This window comes from Celeribacter sp. PS-C1, from assembly GCF_019429625.1.
Lineage (GTDB): Bacteria > Pseudomonadota > Alphaproteobacteria > Rhodobacterales > Rhodobacteraceae > Celeribacter.
Map to the genome: position 1 here is coordinate 189240 of NZ_JAHXRW010000007.1, position 18346 is coordinate 207585.

The 18346-nt window shown below is 60.7% G+C and carries 17 protein-coding genes; 9 read left to right on the top strand and 8 right to left on the bottom strand.

From position 1 onward, the window contains the following. Window positions 1–12 precede the first annotated feature (12 nt). The 9 genes from J5Y17_RS12330 (at window position 13) to J5Y17_RS12370 (ending at window position 8668) form a co-directional block, all read left to right on the top strand. Window positions 13–1830, top strand: coding sequence for a TonB-dependent siderophore receptor (locus J5Y17_RS12330; protein ID WP_219785552.1), 1818 nt, complete (start codon window positions 13–15; stop codon window positions 1828–1830). Beyond that, window positions 1831–2661 carry an ABC transporter substrate-binding protein gene (locus J5Y17_RS12335; protein WP_370628939.1) on the top strand — a complete coding sequence of 277 codons (831 nt, stop codon included), beginning with the start codon at window positions 1831–1833 and terminating at the stop codon, window positions 2659–2661. It abuts the gene before it with no gap. Next, window positions 2658–3641, top strand: a complete 984-nt coding sequence (locus J5Y17_RS12340) for an iron ABC transporter permease (RefSeq protein WP_219785553.1) — start codon at window positions 2658–2660, stop codon at window positions 3639–3641. Before J5Y17_RS12335 ends, J5Y17_RS12340 begins: the two co-directional genes overlap by 4 nt. Continuing rightward, on the top strand, window positions 3638–4372 hold the full coding sequence (locus J5Y17_RS12345; RefSeq protein WP_219785554.1) for an ABC transporter ATP-binding protein: 735 nt from the start codon (window positions 3638–3640) through the stop codon (window positions 4370–4372). Before J5Y17_RS12340 ends, J5Y17_RS12345 begins: the two co-directional genes overlap by 4 nt. Before the next feature lie 5 nt (window positions 4373–4377). Continuing rightward, a complete protein-coding gene (locus tag J5Y17_RS12350) occupies window positions 4378–5052 on the top strand; it encodes an adenosylcobinamide amidohydrolase (protein ID WP_219785555.1) in 675 nt (224 codons plus the stop codon). Window positions 5053–5149: 97 nt separating this feature from the next. Continuing rightward, window positions 5150–6046, top strand: coding sequence for a metal ABC transporter substrate-binding protein (locus tag J5Y17_RS12355; RefSeq protein WP_219785556.1), 897 nt, complete (start codon window positions 5150–5152; stop codon window positions 6044–6046). A 35-nt stretch (window positions 6047–6081) separates the two neighbouring features. Then, window positions 6082–6981, top strand: a complete 900-nt coding sequence (locus tag J5Y17_RS12360) for a manganese/iron ABC transporter ATP-binding protein (protein WP_219785577.1) — start codon at window positions 6082–6084, stop codon at window positions 6979–6981. Further along, window positions 6978–7838, top strand: coding sequence for a metal ABC transporter permease (locus tag J5Y17_RS12365; RefSeq protein ID WP_219785557.1), 861 nt, complete (start codon window positions 6978–6980; stop codon window positions 7836–7838). Before J5Y17_RS12360 ends, J5Y17_RS12365 begins: the two co-directional genes overlap by 4 nt. Continuing rightward, complete coding sequence (locus J5Y17_RS12370) at window positions 7835–8668, top strand: metal ABC transporter permease (RefSeq protein ID WP_219785558.1); 834 nt, start codon at window positions 7835–7837, stop codon at window positions 8666–8668. Before J5Y17_RS12365 ends, J5Y17_RS12370 begins: the two co-directional genes overlap by 4 nt. 7 nt (window positions 8669–8675) lie before the next feature. Here J5Y17_RS12370 and J5Y17_RS12375 read toward each other — a convergent pair whose 3' ends face one another. From J5Y17_RS12375 to J5Y17_RS12410, 8 genes are all read right to left on the bottom strand, one after another. After that, window positions 8676–10079 (bottom strand): dihydrolipoyl dehydrogenase, encoded by a 1404-nt coding sequence (locus tag J5Y17_RS12375; RefSeq protein WP_219785559.1) that lies wholly within the window; start codon window positions 10077–10079, stop codon window positions 8676–8678. A gap of 96 nt (window positions 10080–10175) precedes the next feature. Continuing rightward, entirely contained in the window at window positions 10176–10541 is a 366-nt protein-coding gene (locus tag J5Y17_RS12380; protein WP_219785560.1) for a DUF3817 domain-containing protein, read from the bottom strand. A 206-nt stretch (window positions 10542–10747) separates the two neighbouring features. Further along, complete coding sequence (locus J5Y17_RS12385) at window positions 10748–11038, bottom strand: hypothetical protein (protein ID WP_219785561.1); 291 nt, start codon at window positions 11036–11038, stop codon at window positions 10748–10750. A 253-nt stretch (window positions 11039–11291) separates the two neighbouring features. Beyond that, complete coding sequence (locus J5Y17_RS12390) at window positions 11292–12197, bottom strand: glycosyl hydrolase (protein WP_219785562.1); 906 nt, start codon at window positions 12195–12197, stop codon at window positions 11292–11294. Next, window positions 12194–14047: a glycosyltransferase family 2 protein gene (locus J5Y17_RS12395; protein WP_219785563.1), complete on the bottom strand. Its 1854-nt coding sequence runs from the start codon at window positions 14045–14047 to the stop codon at window positions 12194–12196. The genes J5Y17_RS12390 and J5Y17_RS12395 overlap by 4 nt, the downstream gene beginning before the upstream one ends. After that, window positions 14047–15051: a UDP-glucose 4-epimerase GalE gene (gene galE, locus J5Y17_RS12400; protein ID WP_219785578.1), complete on the bottom strand. Its 1005-nt coding sequence runs from the start codon at window positions 15049–15051 to the stop codon at window positions 14047–14049. The genes J5Y17_RS12395 and galE overlap by 1 nt, the downstream gene beginning before the upstream one ends. Then, window positions 15051–16091 (bottom strand): UDP-glucuronic acid decarboxylase family protein, encoded by a 1041-nt coding sequence (locus J5Y17_RS12405; RefSeq protein ID WP_219785564.1) that lies wholly within the window; start codon window positions 16089–16091, stop codon window positions 15051–15053. The genes galE and J5Y17_RS12405 overlap by 1 nt, the downstream gene beginning before the upstream one ends. Before the next feature lie 429 nt (window positions 16092–16520). After that, the gene (locus tag J5Y17_RS12410) at window positions 16521–17819 is read right to left on the bottom strand and encodes an SEL1-like repeat protein (protein ID WP_219785565.1); all 1299 of its coding nucleotides are present in this window, start codon (window positions 17817–17819) and stop codon (window positions 16521–16523) included. Between the last annotated feature and the right edge of the window lie 527 nt (window positions 17820–18346).

The window sequence follows — 18346 nt, forward strand, 5'->3', positions numbered from 1 at the left end:
GGAGGATACTCCATGCACGCCCTCAAAAGCCTGCGCTTTTCATTGCTGGCCTCAGCCGCCTTCATCTTACCGCTTGCCGCCCATGCCCAAGACGCGGGCGAGATTTACACGCTCGACGACATTATTGTCTCCGGTAGCCTGACGCCGGTGCCCGCCACCAAAACCGGCGCGACCGTGGACACCGTGGAGGCCGATGAGACGGGCGACACCAGCGAGGCCGTCCTCGATGCCCTGACCACCCTGCCCGGCGTCAGCTTTTCCTCGAATGGGGGCCTAGGCGCCTCCTCGACCCTGCGCATCCGCGGCCTCGACGCGCGCTATGTGGGTGTGCGCATCAACGGCATCGACGTGTCCGACCCGTCGAACGGCCAGCCGCAGTTCGACTTTGGCGGTCTGACGGGTTTTGGTATCTCTTCCATTGAGGTGCTGAAGGGGTCGCAATCTGCGCTCTACGGCTCCGAAGCCGTTGCAGGTCTCATCGACATTCGCACAGACGGTGCGGTCGAACCGGGCTACAACACCACGGTGGAATTGAGCGGTGGTAGCTACGGCACCTACGCGGGCGGGATTTCCTCTGTGCTGGAAAGCGAGGCCGGCAAGCTGTCCTTCGGCCTCTCGCACGTCAAAACCGACGGCTTTTCCTCGCGCGCCAGCGACACCGAGGATGACGGCTACGAGGCGACGACCCTGACCTTCGGTCTGGAGCAGGATGTCTCTGATCGCGTGACTCTGGGGCTTTCTGGCCTCTACATCACCTCCGATAATGAATACGACCTGTCGACCAGCAACAGCGCCGGCGAGTCGAGCCGCGAGCAAAAAGGCCTGCGCAGCTTTGCCCGCATTCAGGGCGACGTGATCAACCATGAGTTCAGCGCGTCTCTGTTTGACACGGAACGCAGCTATCCCGGCGGCTATACCGAGGATTATTCCGGCAAGCGTCGTGAATTCGCCTATCTCGGGTCCACCGATCTTTCGGCGCTCTCGACCCTGACCTTCGGCGTTGAATATACCGAGGAAGAGTTCAACATCGACGGGCTGTCCGAGAAGGATGACAACATGGCGATCAAGGCCGAGTGGCTGCACTCGCCGATGGAGACGCTCGATCTCTCCGTGGCCCTGCGCTACGATGATCATTCCGACTTCGGCGATCACCTCTCGGGCCGCCTCGCTGCCGCTTGGGAGGTCGCTCCCGATTGGACACTGCGTGCTGTTCTGGGGACAGGCTTCCGTGCGCCTTCGCTCTATGAACGCTATAGCCCCTACGGCAAGGCAGACTTGAAAGAGGAAACCAGCCAAAGCGCCGAGATCGGCATCGAGCGCCGCTTTGCCGGTGACGACTTCGTCAAAGGCACGCTGTTCTACACCGAGATCAAGGACCGGATTGACTACGATTTCGCCACCTCCAGCTACAATCAGGTCTCCGGCAAAACGGTTTCCAAAGGCCTAGAGTTGTCCGGTCACTACACCCTCTCAGAGCGTGTCGCGCTGTTCGGCAACTACACCTACACCGATGCGGAAACTGCGGGCGAAGAGGCCCAACGCGTGCCGCGTCACGATTTGGTCGTGGGAATCGACGCAGTTTTGACCGACCAGATCAACGGTCAACTCATGGTGCAGCATGTCGCCGACGTGACACCGAGCCCCTACGCGCCCGCAGATCACAAGGTCGGAGACTACACGCTCGTCAACGCCGGACTGTCCTACCAGTTGAACGACGCGACCGAGCTGTCCTTGCGGATCGAGAACCTCACCGATGAGGATTACGAGACCGCAGGCGGCTACAACACGCCGGGCCGGTCCGCCTATCTCGGCCTCAAAGCGTCCTTCTGAGTGCGCTTTCCTGAGATCATAACACTTGCCACCGCCCTCTTTTCGGGGGCGGCGGCTTTTGCGGAAACGCCGCCTCAGCGTGTCGTCTCGATCAATCTCTGCACCGATCAGTTGGCCATGATGATTGCAGCCCCCGGTCAGCTGTCCTCCATCACCGCCATGGCCCAAGACCCGCGCGCCTCGGTCATGTCCGACAAGGCGAGAGCCTATCCGACCAACAACGGGCTGGCCGAAGAAATATACCTTTTGAAACCCGATCTCGTCCTCGCAGGCCAGTTCACCGCGCGGGCGACCGTGTCGATGATGCGCCGTCTTGGCGTCGAGATCGTCGAATTTTCTCCCGCGCGCTCTTTGGACGATGTCGCCGCCAATATGGTGAAAATGGGCGAAGCCTTGGGGCGCGAAGATGTGGCACAGAGCATGGCCGAAGACTTCACCCGCCGCCTCGCCGAGATTGACACTCTGACAGTTTCCCGCCCCACCGCTGCCACCTATGCCGCCAACGGCTATAGCACCGGTGCGCAGAGCCTCTCTGGTGAGATCATCGAAACCGCCGGGTTCACCACACTCGCCTCCGAGTTAGGCCTGCCGATGGGCGGCTTTGTGCCGCTCGAAGCCTTGATCATGGCCAATCCCAACCTTGTGATCTCCGGCGCCGACTATCCCGGCACTGCGCGGGCCGAAGAGGTCCTGTCCCATCCCGCGTTGACCCATCTGACGGGCGGGCATATGCCGATGCAGGACAAGGACTGGATTTGCGGTCTACCATCTGTTTTGGGCGCGATCGAACGGCTCCGCGATGAGCGGGACATGCTGGAGATGCCTCAATGACCTACCCCCGGCTTCTGTCCCTTTTGACCTTCGCCCTCATCGCGCTTTTCATCGCCTCGCTCCTCGTGGGCGTCGCCGATATGCCCATCGCCGACAGCCTCAAAGCGCTCTTTGGCGGTGGCGAAGGCCCCCTGCCGATGGTGATGCGCGAAATCCGTCTGCCGCGTGCGCTGTTGGGCGTGATGGTCGGCGTGAGCCTCGGCCTCTCGGGTGCCGCCCTCCAAGGTTATCTGCGCAACCCTCTCGCCGAACCCAGCGTCATCGGCATTTCCGCATCCGCCGCCTTGGGCGCCGTGATCGCGCTTCAAAGCGGGTTTGCCGCGCTCTTCGCCCTTGCCTTGCCCCTCGCGGCCCTCGTCGGCGCCGCGATTTGCGTTGTGCTCATTCTCTTGCTAGCCGGCTCCGGCGGCACGCTGTCGCTGATCCTCGCGGGCATCGCCGTCTCTGCGCTGTCCTCGGCCCTTACCGCGCTTGTCCTCAACCTCTCGCCCAATCCTTTTGCCGCGAATGAGATCATCTTTTGGATGATGGGCTCGCTCGCAGATCGCTCTTTTCTGCATGTCTGGATGGCGCTGCCGATCATGGCTCTGGGCTGGGGCCTTGTGGCACTGACCGGACGCGGCATCGACCGGCTGACATTGGGCGAAGAGGCCGCAGCCTCCATGGGCGTAAACCTCAAACATCTGCGTCTTATCCTTGTAGGCGGAGTCGCCGCCTCGGTCGGGGCCGCCACCGCCGTCGCGGGCGCTGTGGGATTTGTCGGTCTCGTCGTGCCGCATATTTTGCGCCCCCTCGTGGGTGCGCGCCCGGCGCGGCTTTTGCTCGCTTCTGCTTTGGGCGGTGCGATTTTGGTGCTGACCGCAGACGTGGCCGTGCGGCTCATCCTGCCAGGGCGCGACCTCAAACTCGGCGTCTTGATGGCCCTCGTCGGCGCGCCAGTGTTTTTCCATCTGATCTGGCGGATGCGGGGGCGGTCATGAGCCTTTTGACGACACGAGACCTCACCGTCCGGCGCGGCACGCGCGTGACCCTCGATCACGCCTCGCTCGACGTCGCCCCCGGCGAAATGATCGGCCTCATCGGCCCGAATGGCGCCGGCAAATCCACACTCCTGCGCGCCGCTCTCGGATTGATCGCGGCAGAAGGCGAAAGCACGCTGGCCCAGATGTCGCCAACTGTGCGCGCCAAAGCCGCCGCCTGGTTGCCGCAAGCGCGCGAAATCGCTTGGCCGGTCAGCGTCGCTCATCTGGTGTCTTTGGCGCAAAACGAACGCGAAGACGCCCCCGAAGTGCGGGCGGCTTTGAAACGTATGGACCTTTTGGACTTCGCCGACCGCAAGGCCACGGGGCTGTCGGGCGGCGAACAGGCGCGTGTTTTGATCGCGCGCGCGCTGGCGCAGGACACGCCTTTGCTGCTGGCCGATGAACCCACCGCGGGCCTCGATCCCGCGCATCAGATCGGATGTATGGAGACCTTTGCAGCACTCGCGCAGGAGGGTCGCGGCGTGGTCGTCTCTCTGCATGATCTGGGTCTCGCCGCGCGTCATTGCACCCGCATTGTTGTCCTCTCCGAAGGTCGGATCGTCGCGGATGGCCCACCGCGCGAGGTGCTGACCGAGGCGCTCTTGGCCGAAGTCTTTGCCATCCGTTGCCACATCGCGGAGACGCCCGAGGGCATGGTGCTACAACCGCTGTCGCAGGTCGCGAGGTAAACAGGATGTTGAGCCCGACCCTCACCCGCCCCTGGCTCGTCGCTGATCTCGGTGCTCCGATGCGGGTGCTGAGTTTCGCTCCCTATCGACCGGGGTTCGTCACAGCTCAGCACATCGTTTGGCGCGAGTTGAGAAACGCCGATCTGCCGCCGGAGGTTTGCGTTTCCGACTGGATTTCATCTGAGATGACAAAAGCCGGTCACGCGGAGGCGGTCGGCATGCTGACGTCTCGCAACGTGACGAAGTATCAGCGCACCGAAGCAGAGGTTGACGGCATACGTGTTGCAGCCATGGCCACTGTCGGGCTGGGCAATGCCGAACGCATCGGCTCACGCACCCCGCGCGATTGGGGCGTCGAGCAATTCGGCACGATCAACATCGCCGTGCAGCTTTCCGAAGCGCTCACCGAGACGGCGCAGATCGAAGCGCTTACCATCGCGGCACAGGCCCGCACGGCGGCTGTGATGGAAGCAGGCCTCAGGTTTCCCCACGGGCCTGTGACCGGCACGGGCACCGATTGCCTCGCACTCGCCGCCCCCGATGGCGCGAAGGAGTATGCCGGGCTTCATACGGCTTTGGGCGAGGCCATTGGCGTGGCGGTTTACGAAGCTGTGGCCAAAGGCGCCGCTGGCTGGGTGGCGGAAAATCCGGAAATGATGCGCAAAGTTTTTGGCGGCTAAACCGCTTGTCGGGGGCGACCAAATCCGCTTTCCGTTTGACAGTTGCGAATGATTATCATTTACATACTCTAACGCCGCTCTCCCCAAAGGATGTCTCATGCCCAAAAAACTCTTCTGGCTATCCTGCGCCACGATCCTCGCTCTGGCCGCGACAGCACAAGCCGAGGACCGGATGAAGGTCGTGACCACCTTCACAGTGTTGGCCGACATGGCCAGCCAAGTCGCAGGCGACGCCGCCGAGGTGGTATCGATCACCAAACCTGGCGCGGAAATTCACGGCTACCAGCCGACACCCCGCGACATCGTGCGGGCGCAGGACGCGGACCTGATCCTGTGGAACGGCATGAACCTTGAGCTGTGGTTCGAACAGTTTCTCTCGAACCTCAAAGATGTGCCCTCGGTGACGCTCAGCGACGGCATTGATCCGATCTCGATTGTGGGCGGAAGCTATGAGGGCAAGCCTAATCCCCACGCTTGGATGGGGCTGGATAATGCCCTGATCTATATCGACAATATCGAGACCGCCCTGAGCACGCAGGACCCCGACAATGCCGAGACCTATGCGGAGAACGCAGCCACCTATAAGACCGAGCTCCGTGCCACTTTGGAGCCTCTGCGCGCCCGCGTGGCCGAAGTACCCGAAGATCAGCGCTGGCTGGTGACCTGCGAGGGGGCGTTTTCCTATCTGGCGCGCGATTTCGGCATGAAGGAGCTGTATCTCTGGCCGATGAACGCCGATCAGATGGGCACACCGCAACAGGTGCGCGCTGTGATCGACGGCGTGAAGGAGAACAACATCCCGGTGGTGTTTTGTGAGAGCACGGTCAACACCGCCCCAGCGAAACAGGTCGCCCGCGAGACCGGCGCACGCTATGGCGGCGAGCTTTACGTCGACAGCCTATCAAAGCCGGGCGGCCCGGTGCCGAGCTACCTCGATTTGTTGCGGGTGACGGCGGAGACCGTGGCGGATGGGCTTGCAGCCGGATCGAACTGAGCGCAGGCTGCGTCGGAGAGCAGAAAGGCAACATGATGCAAAACGGCAGCCCCGTTCAAAGCACTGAGGTGGGAGACGGGATTTCGGCGCGCGATGTGACGGTGACCTATCGCAACGGCCACACGGCACTGCGGCAGGCGACATTCGCCATCCCGCGCGGCACGGTGACCGCGCTCGTCGGCGTCAACGGCGCCGGGAAATCGACGCTGTTCAAGGCGATCATGGGCTTTGTTCCGGTGGCACAGGGCGACATTCGGCTGTTGGGCCTGAGCGTCAAAGAGGCGCTGCGCCAAAACCTCGTCGCCTATGTACCACAATCCGAGGAGGTCGATTGGTCCTTTCCGGTGCTGGTCGAGGACGTAGTGATGATGGGGCGCTATGGCCACATGGGCTTTCTGCGCCGCCCGTCGAAAGCCGATCACGCGGCGGTAGACGCAGCACTCGCGCGGGTCAATATGAGTGACTTTCGCCAGCGCCAGATCGGCGAGCTATCCGGCGGGCAAAAGAAGCGCGTGTTCCTTGCCCGCGCCTTGGCGCAGGAGGGTCAGGTGATCCTCTTGGACGAACCTTTCACCGGCGTCGATGTGAAAACCGAGGAACAGATTATCGCACTATTGAGGGAGCTGCGTGACGAGGGCCGGGTGATGTTGGTCTCCACCCATAATCTCGGCTCGGTGCCCGAATTCTGCGACCGCACGGTTTTGGTCAAAGGCACGGTGCTGGGCTATGGTCCGACCGAGACGACCTTCACCCGCGAGAACCTTGAGCGCGCCTTTGGCGGTGTGCTGCGTCAGTTCACCTTGAGCGGCGCCGATCTTCATGACGATGACGATCCGCGCCATGTCACCATCCTGACGGACGACGAACGCCCTCTGGTGCGCTACGGCAGCCAGACGCGGGTGCAGGCCAAACCCTCCGAGGACGCAGACACATGATCCTGCTCGAGCCCTTCACCTACGGCTATATGACCAACGCCATGTGGGTCTCGGCTTTGGTGGGCGGCGTCTGCGCCTTTCTGTCGGCCTATCTGATGCTCAAGGGCTGGTCGCTGATTGGCGATGCATTGTCGCATTCTGTCGTCCCCGGCGTGGCCGGAGCGTATATGTTAGGCCTGCCCTTCGCCTTGGGCGCGTTTCTGTCGGGTGGGCTGGCCGCCGCCGCGATGTTGTTTCTCTCCGAGCGCTCGGGGCTCAAGATTGACGTGGTGATTGGCATGATCTTTACGTCTTTCTTCGGTCTCGGCCTCTTTATGGTCTCGCTCAACCCGATGGCCATCTCGGTCGATACGATCACCATGGGCAACATTTTGGCGATCACGCCGGAGGACACGCTGCAATTGGCGCTCATCGGGTTTGTCTCCCTCGCGGTGCTGTTGGCGAATTGGAAAGACCTGATGGTGGTGTTTTTCGATGAAAGCCACGCCCGCTCTATTGGCCTGCGTCCCGGCCTGTTGAAAGCCATGTTCTTCGTGCTTTTGTCGGCTTCCGTCGTCGCCGCGATGCAGACCGTTGGGGCCTTTCTGGTCGTCGCGATGGTGGTGACGCCGGGCGCAACCGCCTACCTGCTTTGCGACCGCTTCCCGCGCCTGATCGTGACCTCGGTTCTGATAGGCACGGTGACCAGTTTTTCAGGCGCCTACATAAGCTATTTCCTCGACGGCGCGACCGGCGGGGTGATTGTGTGTCTGCAAACGCTGATCTTCCTCGCGGCCTTTGTTTTCGCCCCGAAACACGGGATATTGGCCGCGAAAGCCAAGGCCCGCGCCGTGCTTAAAGAGGAAGTGTCGGAATGATCGACACGCTTCTGATGCCCTTCCAGTTTGGCTTTATGCAGAACGCCTTTCTGATCTCGATCCTCGTCGCGATCCCGACCGCGTTGCTGTCATGCTTTCTGGTGCTCAAGGGCTGGGCCCTTATGGGGGACGCGATCAGCCATGCCATTCTGCCCGGCGTCGTTCTGGCCTATATCCTCGGCCTGCCTCTGATTGTCGGCGCCTTTGCTGCGGGCATGGTGACGGCGCTCTCGACCGGCTATCTGGCGCAGAACAGCCGCGTCAAACAGGACACCGTTATGGGCGTCGTCTTCTCCGGCATGTTTGGCCTTGGCATCGTGATGTATGTCGCGACGCCCTCGGATGTTCACCTCGACCACATTCTTTACGGCAACATGCTGGGCGTGGGCGCAGAGGATCTCTGGACGGCTGGCCTCATCGCGCTCGCGGTCTCCGCAACTCTGGTGCTCAAATGGAAAGACCTGATGCTCCATGCCTTCGATCCGGCGCAAGCGCGGGCCTCAGGGCTACCGGTTCAGGTCTTGCACTACGGGCTATTGACCGCGATCTCTCTGAGCATCGTCGCGACGCTCACCGCCACCGGGTTGATCCTCGCCGTGGCGCTTTTGATTGCCCCCGGCGCGATTGCATTTCTGCTTGTGCGGCGGTTCTCCGCGATGCTGCTGACCGCCACCGCGATCAACCTCGCCGCGATGCTGGGCGGCGTTTACGCAAGCTTCTGGCTTGACAGCGCGCCTGCGCCGACCATCGTTCTGGTGCAAACCGCGATCTTTCTTGTGGCCTTTGTCCGCCGCATGCGTCAGGTCAAACGGCAGGCCCGCGCCGCATGACAGCCGCTCAGGCCGGCGTGAGCCCGGGCGGATGCGGCAGTTTCTGGCCACTGTTCGACAAGCAACTCATCAAAGCGTCCTGAAGCGTTTCTTCGAGCACCGGGTGATAGAACGGGCTTTCGAGGCAGGCATCCACCGTCAGCCCCTGTTCGATCGCCAGCGCCAGCCAATGCGCCATATGTTCGCCGTCGCCAATCGCCAGCGTCGCGCCCAAGAGTTTCAGCGAGCTTTTGTCGGCATAAACGCGGATCAGGCCTTCCGTCTCCGCTTTGACCTTCGCGCGGCCGTTGTCTTGCGCCTTGGCCGTGCCGATGGCGATCTTGTCCGGGTCGAGCGTATCGAAGGCGGCGCCGACGGTGGCGATCTGTGGGCTGGTAAAGGCCACCGCCAAAGGCACACGGCGGCGGTAGGGTTCGCGGGTGCCCGCGATGATGTTCAGAGCGGCGATTTTGCCCTCGTCCTTGGCCTCGTGCAGAAGCGGTCGGTCGGCGTTCACATCGCCCGTCATATAGACCGGCAGATCGCCAATCTGGAGCGTCTCTGGGTCGTAAGCAGGCATGCCCTTGTCATTGAGTTCCACCCCCAATGTCTCAAGCCCCAGCCCCACAATATTGGGACGCCGCCCGATGCTGGCCAGCACTCGCTCGACCCGCACGACCTTGTCCCCCGCCTTGATTGTCACGGTGCCGTCCGCCTCAAGCGTCGGTTCGACAGTCGCGCCCAAAGTGAGCGACATATCCTGCCCCAGCGCCTCTGCGGCGGCCTCGGCCACCACAGGGTCCTTGATCCCGGCAATCACAGGTGCGGCGTCAAAGCCATGCACCTCGACGCCCAAACGGCCCAGCGCCTGACCGATTTCGCAGCCGATCACGCCAAGACCCACGATGGCCACGGATTTCGGCAGGTCCGGCTGTTCGAAAAACGTGTCCGTGGTCCAAAGCGCGTCACCCAAAGCGCGGAATGGCGCGGGCAGAACGGGGCTTGAGCCGGTGGCGATAAGGATCGCGCCCGTCTCGATGGTCTCGCCATTCACCTCGACCGAATTGGGGCCCCTGATCGTGGCGTGACCGTCGATGAATTGCGTCTCGTCGAGATGTTTGTGGGTGCGGGTGATAAAACCGTTCACCAGTTTGTCGCGGATCGCGCGGACGCGGGCCATAACTTTGGGGCCATCGACACTTAGCCCTTCGGTGCCGGCGATGCCGAACGCCGCCTGGCGGCTTTTTGCGTGGTAGAGCGAGGCCACCTCGATCAGCGCTTTCGACGGCATGCATCCGACGCGCGCGCAGGTGGTGCCCTCCGGTCCCGAGTTGATCAGAACGACGGATTTCCCGGCTCTGAGCAAAGTGAACAGCGCGGTGACCCCTGCGCTGCCTGCCCCGAGAATGGCCACATCAACCTTGCGCGTCATGGTGTCTTCCCTCTTATGCGAATGTGTAAACCTAAGGCGTTATACCACCCTCGTCGCCATCGCATAGAGGACAAGGTGCCTCGCCTGGAACAGGTCTCAGTCCGCGTAAATATCCCGACCGCGTCGCTTGAGATGCGGTTCGTTGACGAAGGTTCCGAAAGGCACGAGAGAGGCCAGAGTGGCGCGCGTCAGATCGCGCCCTTGCCAAGCTGGCCTGCGCATCACCAGAAGCATGAGCGCGATATAGACCAGAAACGCATAGCCATGCAGCGGCCCCATGAGTTCGACCCAAGAGGCGTCGTTCAGGCCGTATTTGATCGGCATGGCAACAAGGAACAAAAGCAATGTGGTGACGCCCTCGACCACCGCGACCAAGCGGAAGAGGCCGAAGAGTGTGCGGCCATCGCAAACTGAGGTCAATTGGCGAGCGAGGGAGCGCTGAGGGCGCAGTGGGCGTGTCATGGTGCGTGTGTCTCTATCGGCATTCCTGATTTTCCGGAACGCTAACAGAGGACAACACGGACCGCCCATGTCCAATTTGACGCAGGCGGACATTTTGCCGTTACACCGTCGCGGAGTTTTGCAGAGGCTAGGATGTCATCCCACCACAGCAAAGCCGCGAGGACTGGCCCAGAGAAATCTTATCCGTCAGAGGGGCGCGCGGCGCCTCAGCGGGAGACGCATCTGGATTTGCGGTTGAACCCGGCGGGGGAACACACCCAAGTGCCGCGGCCCAGCAATTGGGTGCGGGCGACACGCACCGGCGCGGCCTCGGACGTGGCGGATTTCGCCAGCCAGTCAAAGCGCGCAGCGCCAACACCGGCGGCGGATTTCACCGATTTCGGGGCGATGATCGGCGCGGTGTCCGGCGCTGTCTCAGCATGAAGAACGGACGCGCTCAGCAATGCGGAGGCCACGGAAATGGACACAAGAACCTTGCGTAGGGAAGTCGGAATCATAGACTGCTCTGCCTTTTTCTTATGGATGCCGACTGCGCGTTCGACGCAGACGGAATCGAGGTTTCCGATAGGTGTCACGTCAAACCAGTTTGCAGGTCAAGTCTTACTTTTTCGTGGCCAAAAATCGGCGAAAATGTGGCACAAGAAACGACAATGGCGTGCGGAAATTCAATCCGCACGCCACTTATCTAGGTCAGTTCCCGAAAATTTTCACAGCTTGCGTCCTCTCTCTCGGGACGCCTCTCTGCGGGCCTTATTCGAGGATCTGGTTCTTCATCCGCCAATCCGGCGTCCCGAAGCCCTCGGGCCAGGGGTAGACCTCTGGGTAGTTGAAATAGACCACACCGACCAATTGCGGATAGTCCTCTTTCACCACGCGCACGCCGTTCTTCCACAGATCGACGTAGTCGGCATTCCCGACATAGCCAAGCTCGGCCACGGCAATCGGTTTGCCGAATTGCGTGGCGCGCTCATAGCGCGGGGCAAAGATGTCGTCGAAGTTACGATCCTTGCCGTACTTCGCCTGATCCCAAGCCTGAAGCCCAAAGACCGACAAGCCCACGATGTCGGCATAGTCATCGCCGGGATAGTAATCCTCCATCCCTTCGTCCCCCAGAGGCGACCACATCACCGAGATATTCGGCGCGGAGTCGCGGCAGACGTCGATCATATGGCGATAGGCCGTGATATAGGTCTCCGGCTCCCAGCCCGCCCAGATGAACTGGCCGTTGTCGTCGTCCATCTCATGCGCAAAGCGCAGCGTGACCGGGCTTTGCAGCGTGCCGAGAATGTCGCAGACCGCTTTCATATTGGGGTCATACCGCCCGCTCTCGATCCCGCTTTGCAAATACCGCGCTGTGTTGCGTTCGCTGCGCGACCAGGTCCAGGGCTCAAGCGTCACCAAAAGCGCGCGGTTGCGTTCCTGAGCATACTCATCGGCATCATAAAGTGTTTCGAGGAGCACGTCCTCCCAAGGCAAGAACAAATGTTCGATGACCACGGGTTGCAAGTTGGTGAAATCCCCGTCGGGATCATAGACGCCAAATGGCAATTCTCCCGGCGGCACCGATTGCGCACTCGCGGCTGTGGCCATAACCGCCGTCGCCAGTGCGGTTCCATAGAGGATTGATTTCACTGTTTTGATGAAATGATGTCTCATCGTTCTCCCTCCCTTACTGTGGAGCGCGGAGATCCCTCGCTCCAAAACGGTGTAAAACGGACCCGGATGCCGCCGTCACCTCCCATGCCGGCGCCGGAAACCACGTATTCCACCTCAACTGCGCCCACCGCTTCAAGGCCTATGGCAAGCGCATTCGCGCTTTCCTCTGCCCTAAGTATGGTCCCTGTGCCCAAAAGCGCCATGATCAGGCTCAACACAGGAACATCGCGCGCAAGTATTTTTCGAATATGACGTCGGACCCCGCGCGCGCGCTTGAGTTCCGAGCGAAACGCCACTGCCAGCAGGATCAGGTAGACCGCTGTGTTCACCAGCGACAAAAGATAGAACCCACGCGCGGCATGCACATCAGACACGGTGATCACCGGGATCGCGGCCCCCATGGCCAGTATGGCGTAGACGGCAATCACCCGAGAGGGCAGCGGCGCGCCTTCAGTCTCTCCCTTCGGCGTGATGCGGAAATCGACGAATTTGCCGGTCACCCGGTCCCGCACCGCCATAGCGCACCCCCAGAACACCCAAGGCCATTGCAACATCACGAAAAGCAAGGTTTCCCAAGCAAAGACCTTGGCCTTTTGCGGACGCAAAAACCCGTCGGCTTTCATCGCCAATGCAAAGACAAACATCACCGCAATGGCTGGCAAGGCATGGCCGATAAACGCCGGGTAGGTGACATTCGCGATCCGCAAATCAAAGGTCACCGCCACGATTGGCACCAGGTACATCAGGGCCATTGAAAGCGCAAAGAAAACATACCACGTTTGGCACAGCAAAAAAAGCAGCTTGAGCCGCAGCGGCAGCGGCTTGAGGTAGCGCGGCGTGTAGCGCAGGAGCAACGACAAGAGCGAGCGCGACCACTGGAACTCCTGCGTCACCAGATCGGCGAGTGTCTCCGGCCCCTGCCCGATCGCGATGGCATCCGGCGCATGCACCCCGCGCCAGCCCGCCGACGAGATCAGCATCGTGGTCGAATGATCCTCCGCCAATTCCGGCCCCAAGCCCCCCGCTTCGCGCAGCGCTTTGGTGCGCACTGCGTAATGCGACCCGATGCACATCGGCGTCAGGACCGACGAATAACCCGCCTGAAACACGCCGTGGAACGCCGCCTCGGAATAAAGCCTCGTGCGCGCCGCCCAGCTTCGGTCGGCATTGGCCGAACAGATCGAGGGCGCGGAGACATAGCCGACCGCCTCATCGGCAAAGGGCCGCAACATCTCGCGCAGATAGCCCGGCTTTGGCACATGATCCGAGTCGAGCTGGCTGACGAAGTCGTAGTTCTCATAGCCCCAATGGTCGTAGAAATAGGCCAGATTGCCTTCCTTGCACCGGGTCCGACGCGGCCAAACGGCTTGGTGATACGCATCCACACCTTTTCGCGTCGAGAGCTTCACCCCATGCGCAGCACACCACGCACGGGTCTCCTCGTCCGGATCTTCATCCGCGAGCCATGTGTCATGCGGATAGTCCTGCGCCAACATCGCCTCAAGCGTCTCACGCACCACAGCGAAACTTTCCGACGGGGTTTTCGTGGTGATCATCGCCACGCGCCACCGCCCCGGTTCGGGATCGGGCGCGACGGATTTGCGGGCCTGCAAAAAGATCAGCACAAAGTAAAGCTGCATCCCCCAAATCCACGCCATCGCAGCCGTCACCGTCCAATAACGGATCGGTGCGATCAGGTGATGCGGTTGCAGCCACCATGCCCAGAACCATCCCGCCGCCACGATCCAAAGCCCGGCGACCAGATAGTATTTTAAGGCTGTCCATCCGCTCAACATCGGCGCCAACATCGGACGCCTCTGGGTCGCTGGATGAGGTTTGCGGGGTGTCATCAGCCTGTGTCCTTTAACCCGCCTCCCATGGCTCCAAACCAAGGCGCCGCATGGGCAGTGATCGTATCGAGATCGCGGTAGACGGCGCGAAAGCCGATCTCATCTTCGGCACGCGCAGGATCGGCACGCAGTTCCGGCGGATCGCCCGCCCGACGCGGTGCATCGTGATAGGCGACCTTGTGTCCGGTCACGCGTTCGACCGAGGCGATAACGTCTCGCACCGATTGGCCTTCCCCCGTGCCGAGATTGAGCGCAAGGCTCTCGCCACCCTCCAACAGATGCCCCAGCGCCAGAACATGCGCGCGGGCGAGATCGGTCACATGGATATAGTCTCGGATGCAGGTGCCGTCGGGTGTCGGATAATCCGTGCCCATCACTGACAGCTTCCCCTTACCGGTCGCCGCCATCAAAGCCAGTGGCAAAAGATGGGTCTCCGGATCATGACGCTCGCCAAGCTCGCCCTCCGGATCCGCGCCCGCCGCATTGAAATAGCGCAGCGCGACATGGTGCAGACCTGTGGCCTGTCCCTCATCTTGCAGCATCCATTCGCAAATCAGCTTGGTGCGGCCGTAGGGGTTTATCGGTGCTTGCGGCATGTCCTCAGTGATCGGCTGCACCTCAGGCGTGCCGTAGGTGGCGCAGCTTGAGGAAAAGACGATCTTATCGACGCCCTCCTCGCGCATCGCCGCCAAAAGAGAAATCATCCCGCCAACGTTGTTGTCGTAATAGCGCCCCGGCTCATGCGTGCTTTCGCCAACATATGCCAGCGCTGCAAAATGGATCACCGCCTGAATGTTTTCACGCCTGAATGTCTCGCGCAGCAGCACCGTGTCATGAAGCTCGCCCTCGATGAGCGGCCCCCATTTCACCGCATCAGCATGGCCGCGCGAAAGATCGTCATAGACCACAGGGCGAAAGCCCGCCTGGGCCAAAGCCTTACAGGCGTGGCTGCCGATGTAGCCTGCGCCGCCCGTCACAAGGATCGAGGGCCGGAGAGATGTCATCACGCCACACTCCGCGCAGCGTAGGTCTGGCGTCCCGAGAGCTCTCCTTTAAAATAGGCGATGGTCGGAATGAGTCCCTCTTTCAGCGGAACTTGCGGCTCCCATCCGAGGATGGATTTTGCGCGCGAAATATCCGGGCAACGTTGGTGCGGATCATCGACCGGCAGATCACGGTAAACCAACTTAGATTTCGATCCGGTCATGTTCAGCACCGTTTCCGCCAGTTCCAGAATGGTAAACTCGCCGGGATTACCCAAATTGACCGGGGAGGAAATCGTCCCCAGAGGATCTTCGCCCTCCATCAGAGTGATGAGCCCTTTCAAGAGATCGCTGATGTAACAGAACGAACGCGTCTGCGCGCCGTCACCATAGATCGTCAAGTCCTCGCCCATCAGCGCCTGCATCACGAAATTAGACACAACGCGTCCGTCTTCGGGATCCATGCGCGGGCCGTAGGTGTTGAAAATCCTCGCGATCCGAGTGTCGACTCCGCGCCGTTCATGCATCTCGTAGAACAGCGTTTCGGCGCCGCGCTTGCCTTCATCGTAGCACGACCGCGGACCAACCGTATTGACGCTCCCGCGATAGGATTCCTTCTGCGGAGAAACATCCGGATCGCCGTAGACCTCAGAGGTCGAGCTCTGAAGAATTCGCGCCCCTTTTTCCTCAGCCAGTTCCAAAAGGTTCATGCCACCAAGAACAGAAGTCTTGAAGGTGTGGATCGGGTCGCGTTGGTATTTCGGCGGCGAACCCGGGCACGCCATGTTGTAAATCCGATCAACCGGGCCGTCGATCTGAATGGGCTCAAGGATATCATGCAGAAAAAAATCGAAATTCGGATGCGTCAAAAGTCCTGCAATATTCTCGTTGCGACCCGTTTCCATATTGTCGATGCAAATGACGCGGTTGCCCTCTGCAATCAAACGATGACTTAAATTAGATCCAATAAATCCAGCCCCGCCAGCAATAACGATCGTTTTCGTCGTCGCCCCCCTTTCGAGTTTTTCGAAATTCGGCCGGAATATCCTGGTTCCCCCCATAGGATTCCCTCCTTGTCACTCTTAACGACACAGGCCGATCAAGAAAGTCTATCGGCGGGTCGCTTGATAGTTAAGTATCCGTTAAGCTACATGACAAAGCTATGACATAAAACAACTTTCAAGGCACCTTGGGTCCCATAAGTTGTCCTGATTTGATATGCACAACCCTAAGGATATAAATGTTTCACTTTTCACCCCAATGGGTGTCTTGCGCCAGCATTGTCGCGCCAGAAATCTTGGTGAACAGCCTTGAAAAAGCTCGTTTAAATTTGCGCGAGAATCAGTCACCAAGACTGACACACCAAAAACCGCTCACCGATCATGGCAATAATAAGGCGGCGCGGTGACCCTTCTTAGATGCGCTAAGGCGCCTCCCTCCATCCAGGAGGCAGACGCCCTAAATCGTCGAGAAACCGGCTAGCCTCTCGGTCAATTCAAAAGCAACGCGCCCATGATTTCCGGCTTTAACACGCTGTCGTTGCAGCGCTCGGGTTGGTCCAACCCACGACACGCTTTATAGATCGCGCGCAAAGTCTGACGCGTCGCGAAGCCGTCGAGCGGACCGCGGTAGAACCCCTCCTCCGCGAATTGCTTTTGCAGGATATAGACCGCGACATTGGGATTGGCTTTCCAAAGCTCCTCCGCGAACCATTTGGAGTGCAACTCCGGATGCGCGGCGTAATCGGCAGCCACGGGCGCATAGGCTTTCGGCGTGCGTGCCGTCGCCGCCCGCAGCGTGAGCGCAAATTGCGCCTGCTCTTTCTCGGACAAAAGCGGGCCAAAACGCTCCAGTGCCGCGGCGACTTCTTTACGATCCCGATGCACGTTCAACCGATTGCCATCGCGCAACAGCTCGATCAGGAACCGGGCGGCAGAAGCGTTGCCGTCCTCTGCTGCGTCGCGCAGGATTGCGATCGTCTCCGGGCCGCTCGCCCGCATACTGATGCCCCACATTTGGCGTGTGGCCTCAAGCACCGCAACGTCCTCCTCCCCCGCGTCAGACGCCTTTTCAGCATAGCCATCGAATTTCGCGCGCGACACGGAACCACCGCCGAGATAGCCATACATCGCCCCCTTTGACAGAGAGACCCAAGCCTCAGTCGCGCCCAATGCAGCCGCACGCTGCAGCATCGCCTCTGCACGCGGCGGATCGGAAAGTTTCCACATCAAATGCTCGCCATAGACCGCTAACCCCTGACCGTTGCCAGTCTCCGCCGCCGCCTCGAATTGCGCAAGCGCTGCTGCCTCATCGGTTGGCACACCGATGCCATAAAGTTGCAGCTTGCCAAGCGCGATCCGCGCCTCGACATCACCGGCCTCGATGGCCTGATCCAGATAGGCTTGGCCACCTTCAACATCGCGCGGAAGCACCCAGCCGCCAATCATCTGCTCGCCCAGAATGCGCTGCGCCTCCGTGCCGCCATTCGCGGCGGCGCGCTCCAAATAAGGCACAGCCACATCAGGATCGGCCGGCAACGCCGTGCCCCAGAGATAGGCTTGGCCAAGATCGGTCAAGGCTCCGACGTGACCGGCCTCAGCGGCCTTCTGCAACAAAGACAGCCCGCGTGCCGCGTCTTTCGGCAAGACCCAACCATTGAGCAGATGTTGCCCTAACAGATGCTGTGCGGCGACGTCCCCCGCCTCTGCCGCCGCCCCCAGATCGGCTTGCAGCTGGACGATCTGATCGGAGTCGGGCTCCGACCAAAGCACGGTCTGTGCTTCTTTCACATCAAATGCCACAGGCGTCTGCGCTAGAGTGGCTGGCCCGAGAACACAGAGCCCAACCCCCAGCAAAAGCGCCGCACGGTTGGTCCATGGGTGCTTGAACTGATGTTGAGACGCGCGACCAAGCCTACTCTGCTCGCGTGTCTGATCCGTTTTTAAGGATGATTTTGTGTAAAATATGGACATGGTTTTCCCTCCCGGGGCCAGTCCCATGACCAGTGTGACAGTGCCGCCACCGCCCCGCCACGCATGGCAAAGGCCCATAGACCGAGTTTAAACATTTTGCCCAATCTCGCAATGACGCAAATCAACGGCGCGAAAATCAGTGGGAATTTAAACTTTATTTCAGATCGTTAGCCCATCAAGTTGAGCGCCCCAAATGAGGCGATGGCATTTCCACAAGACAAATCAGCCGCACCGAAGCGCGGCCGATCTCTCTCACTGGCGCGTGTGTCGCCCTTAGATGTGAAGCGCCCGGCCGTAAGCGGCCAGCACGGATTCGTGCATCATTTCCGACATCGTCGGGTGCG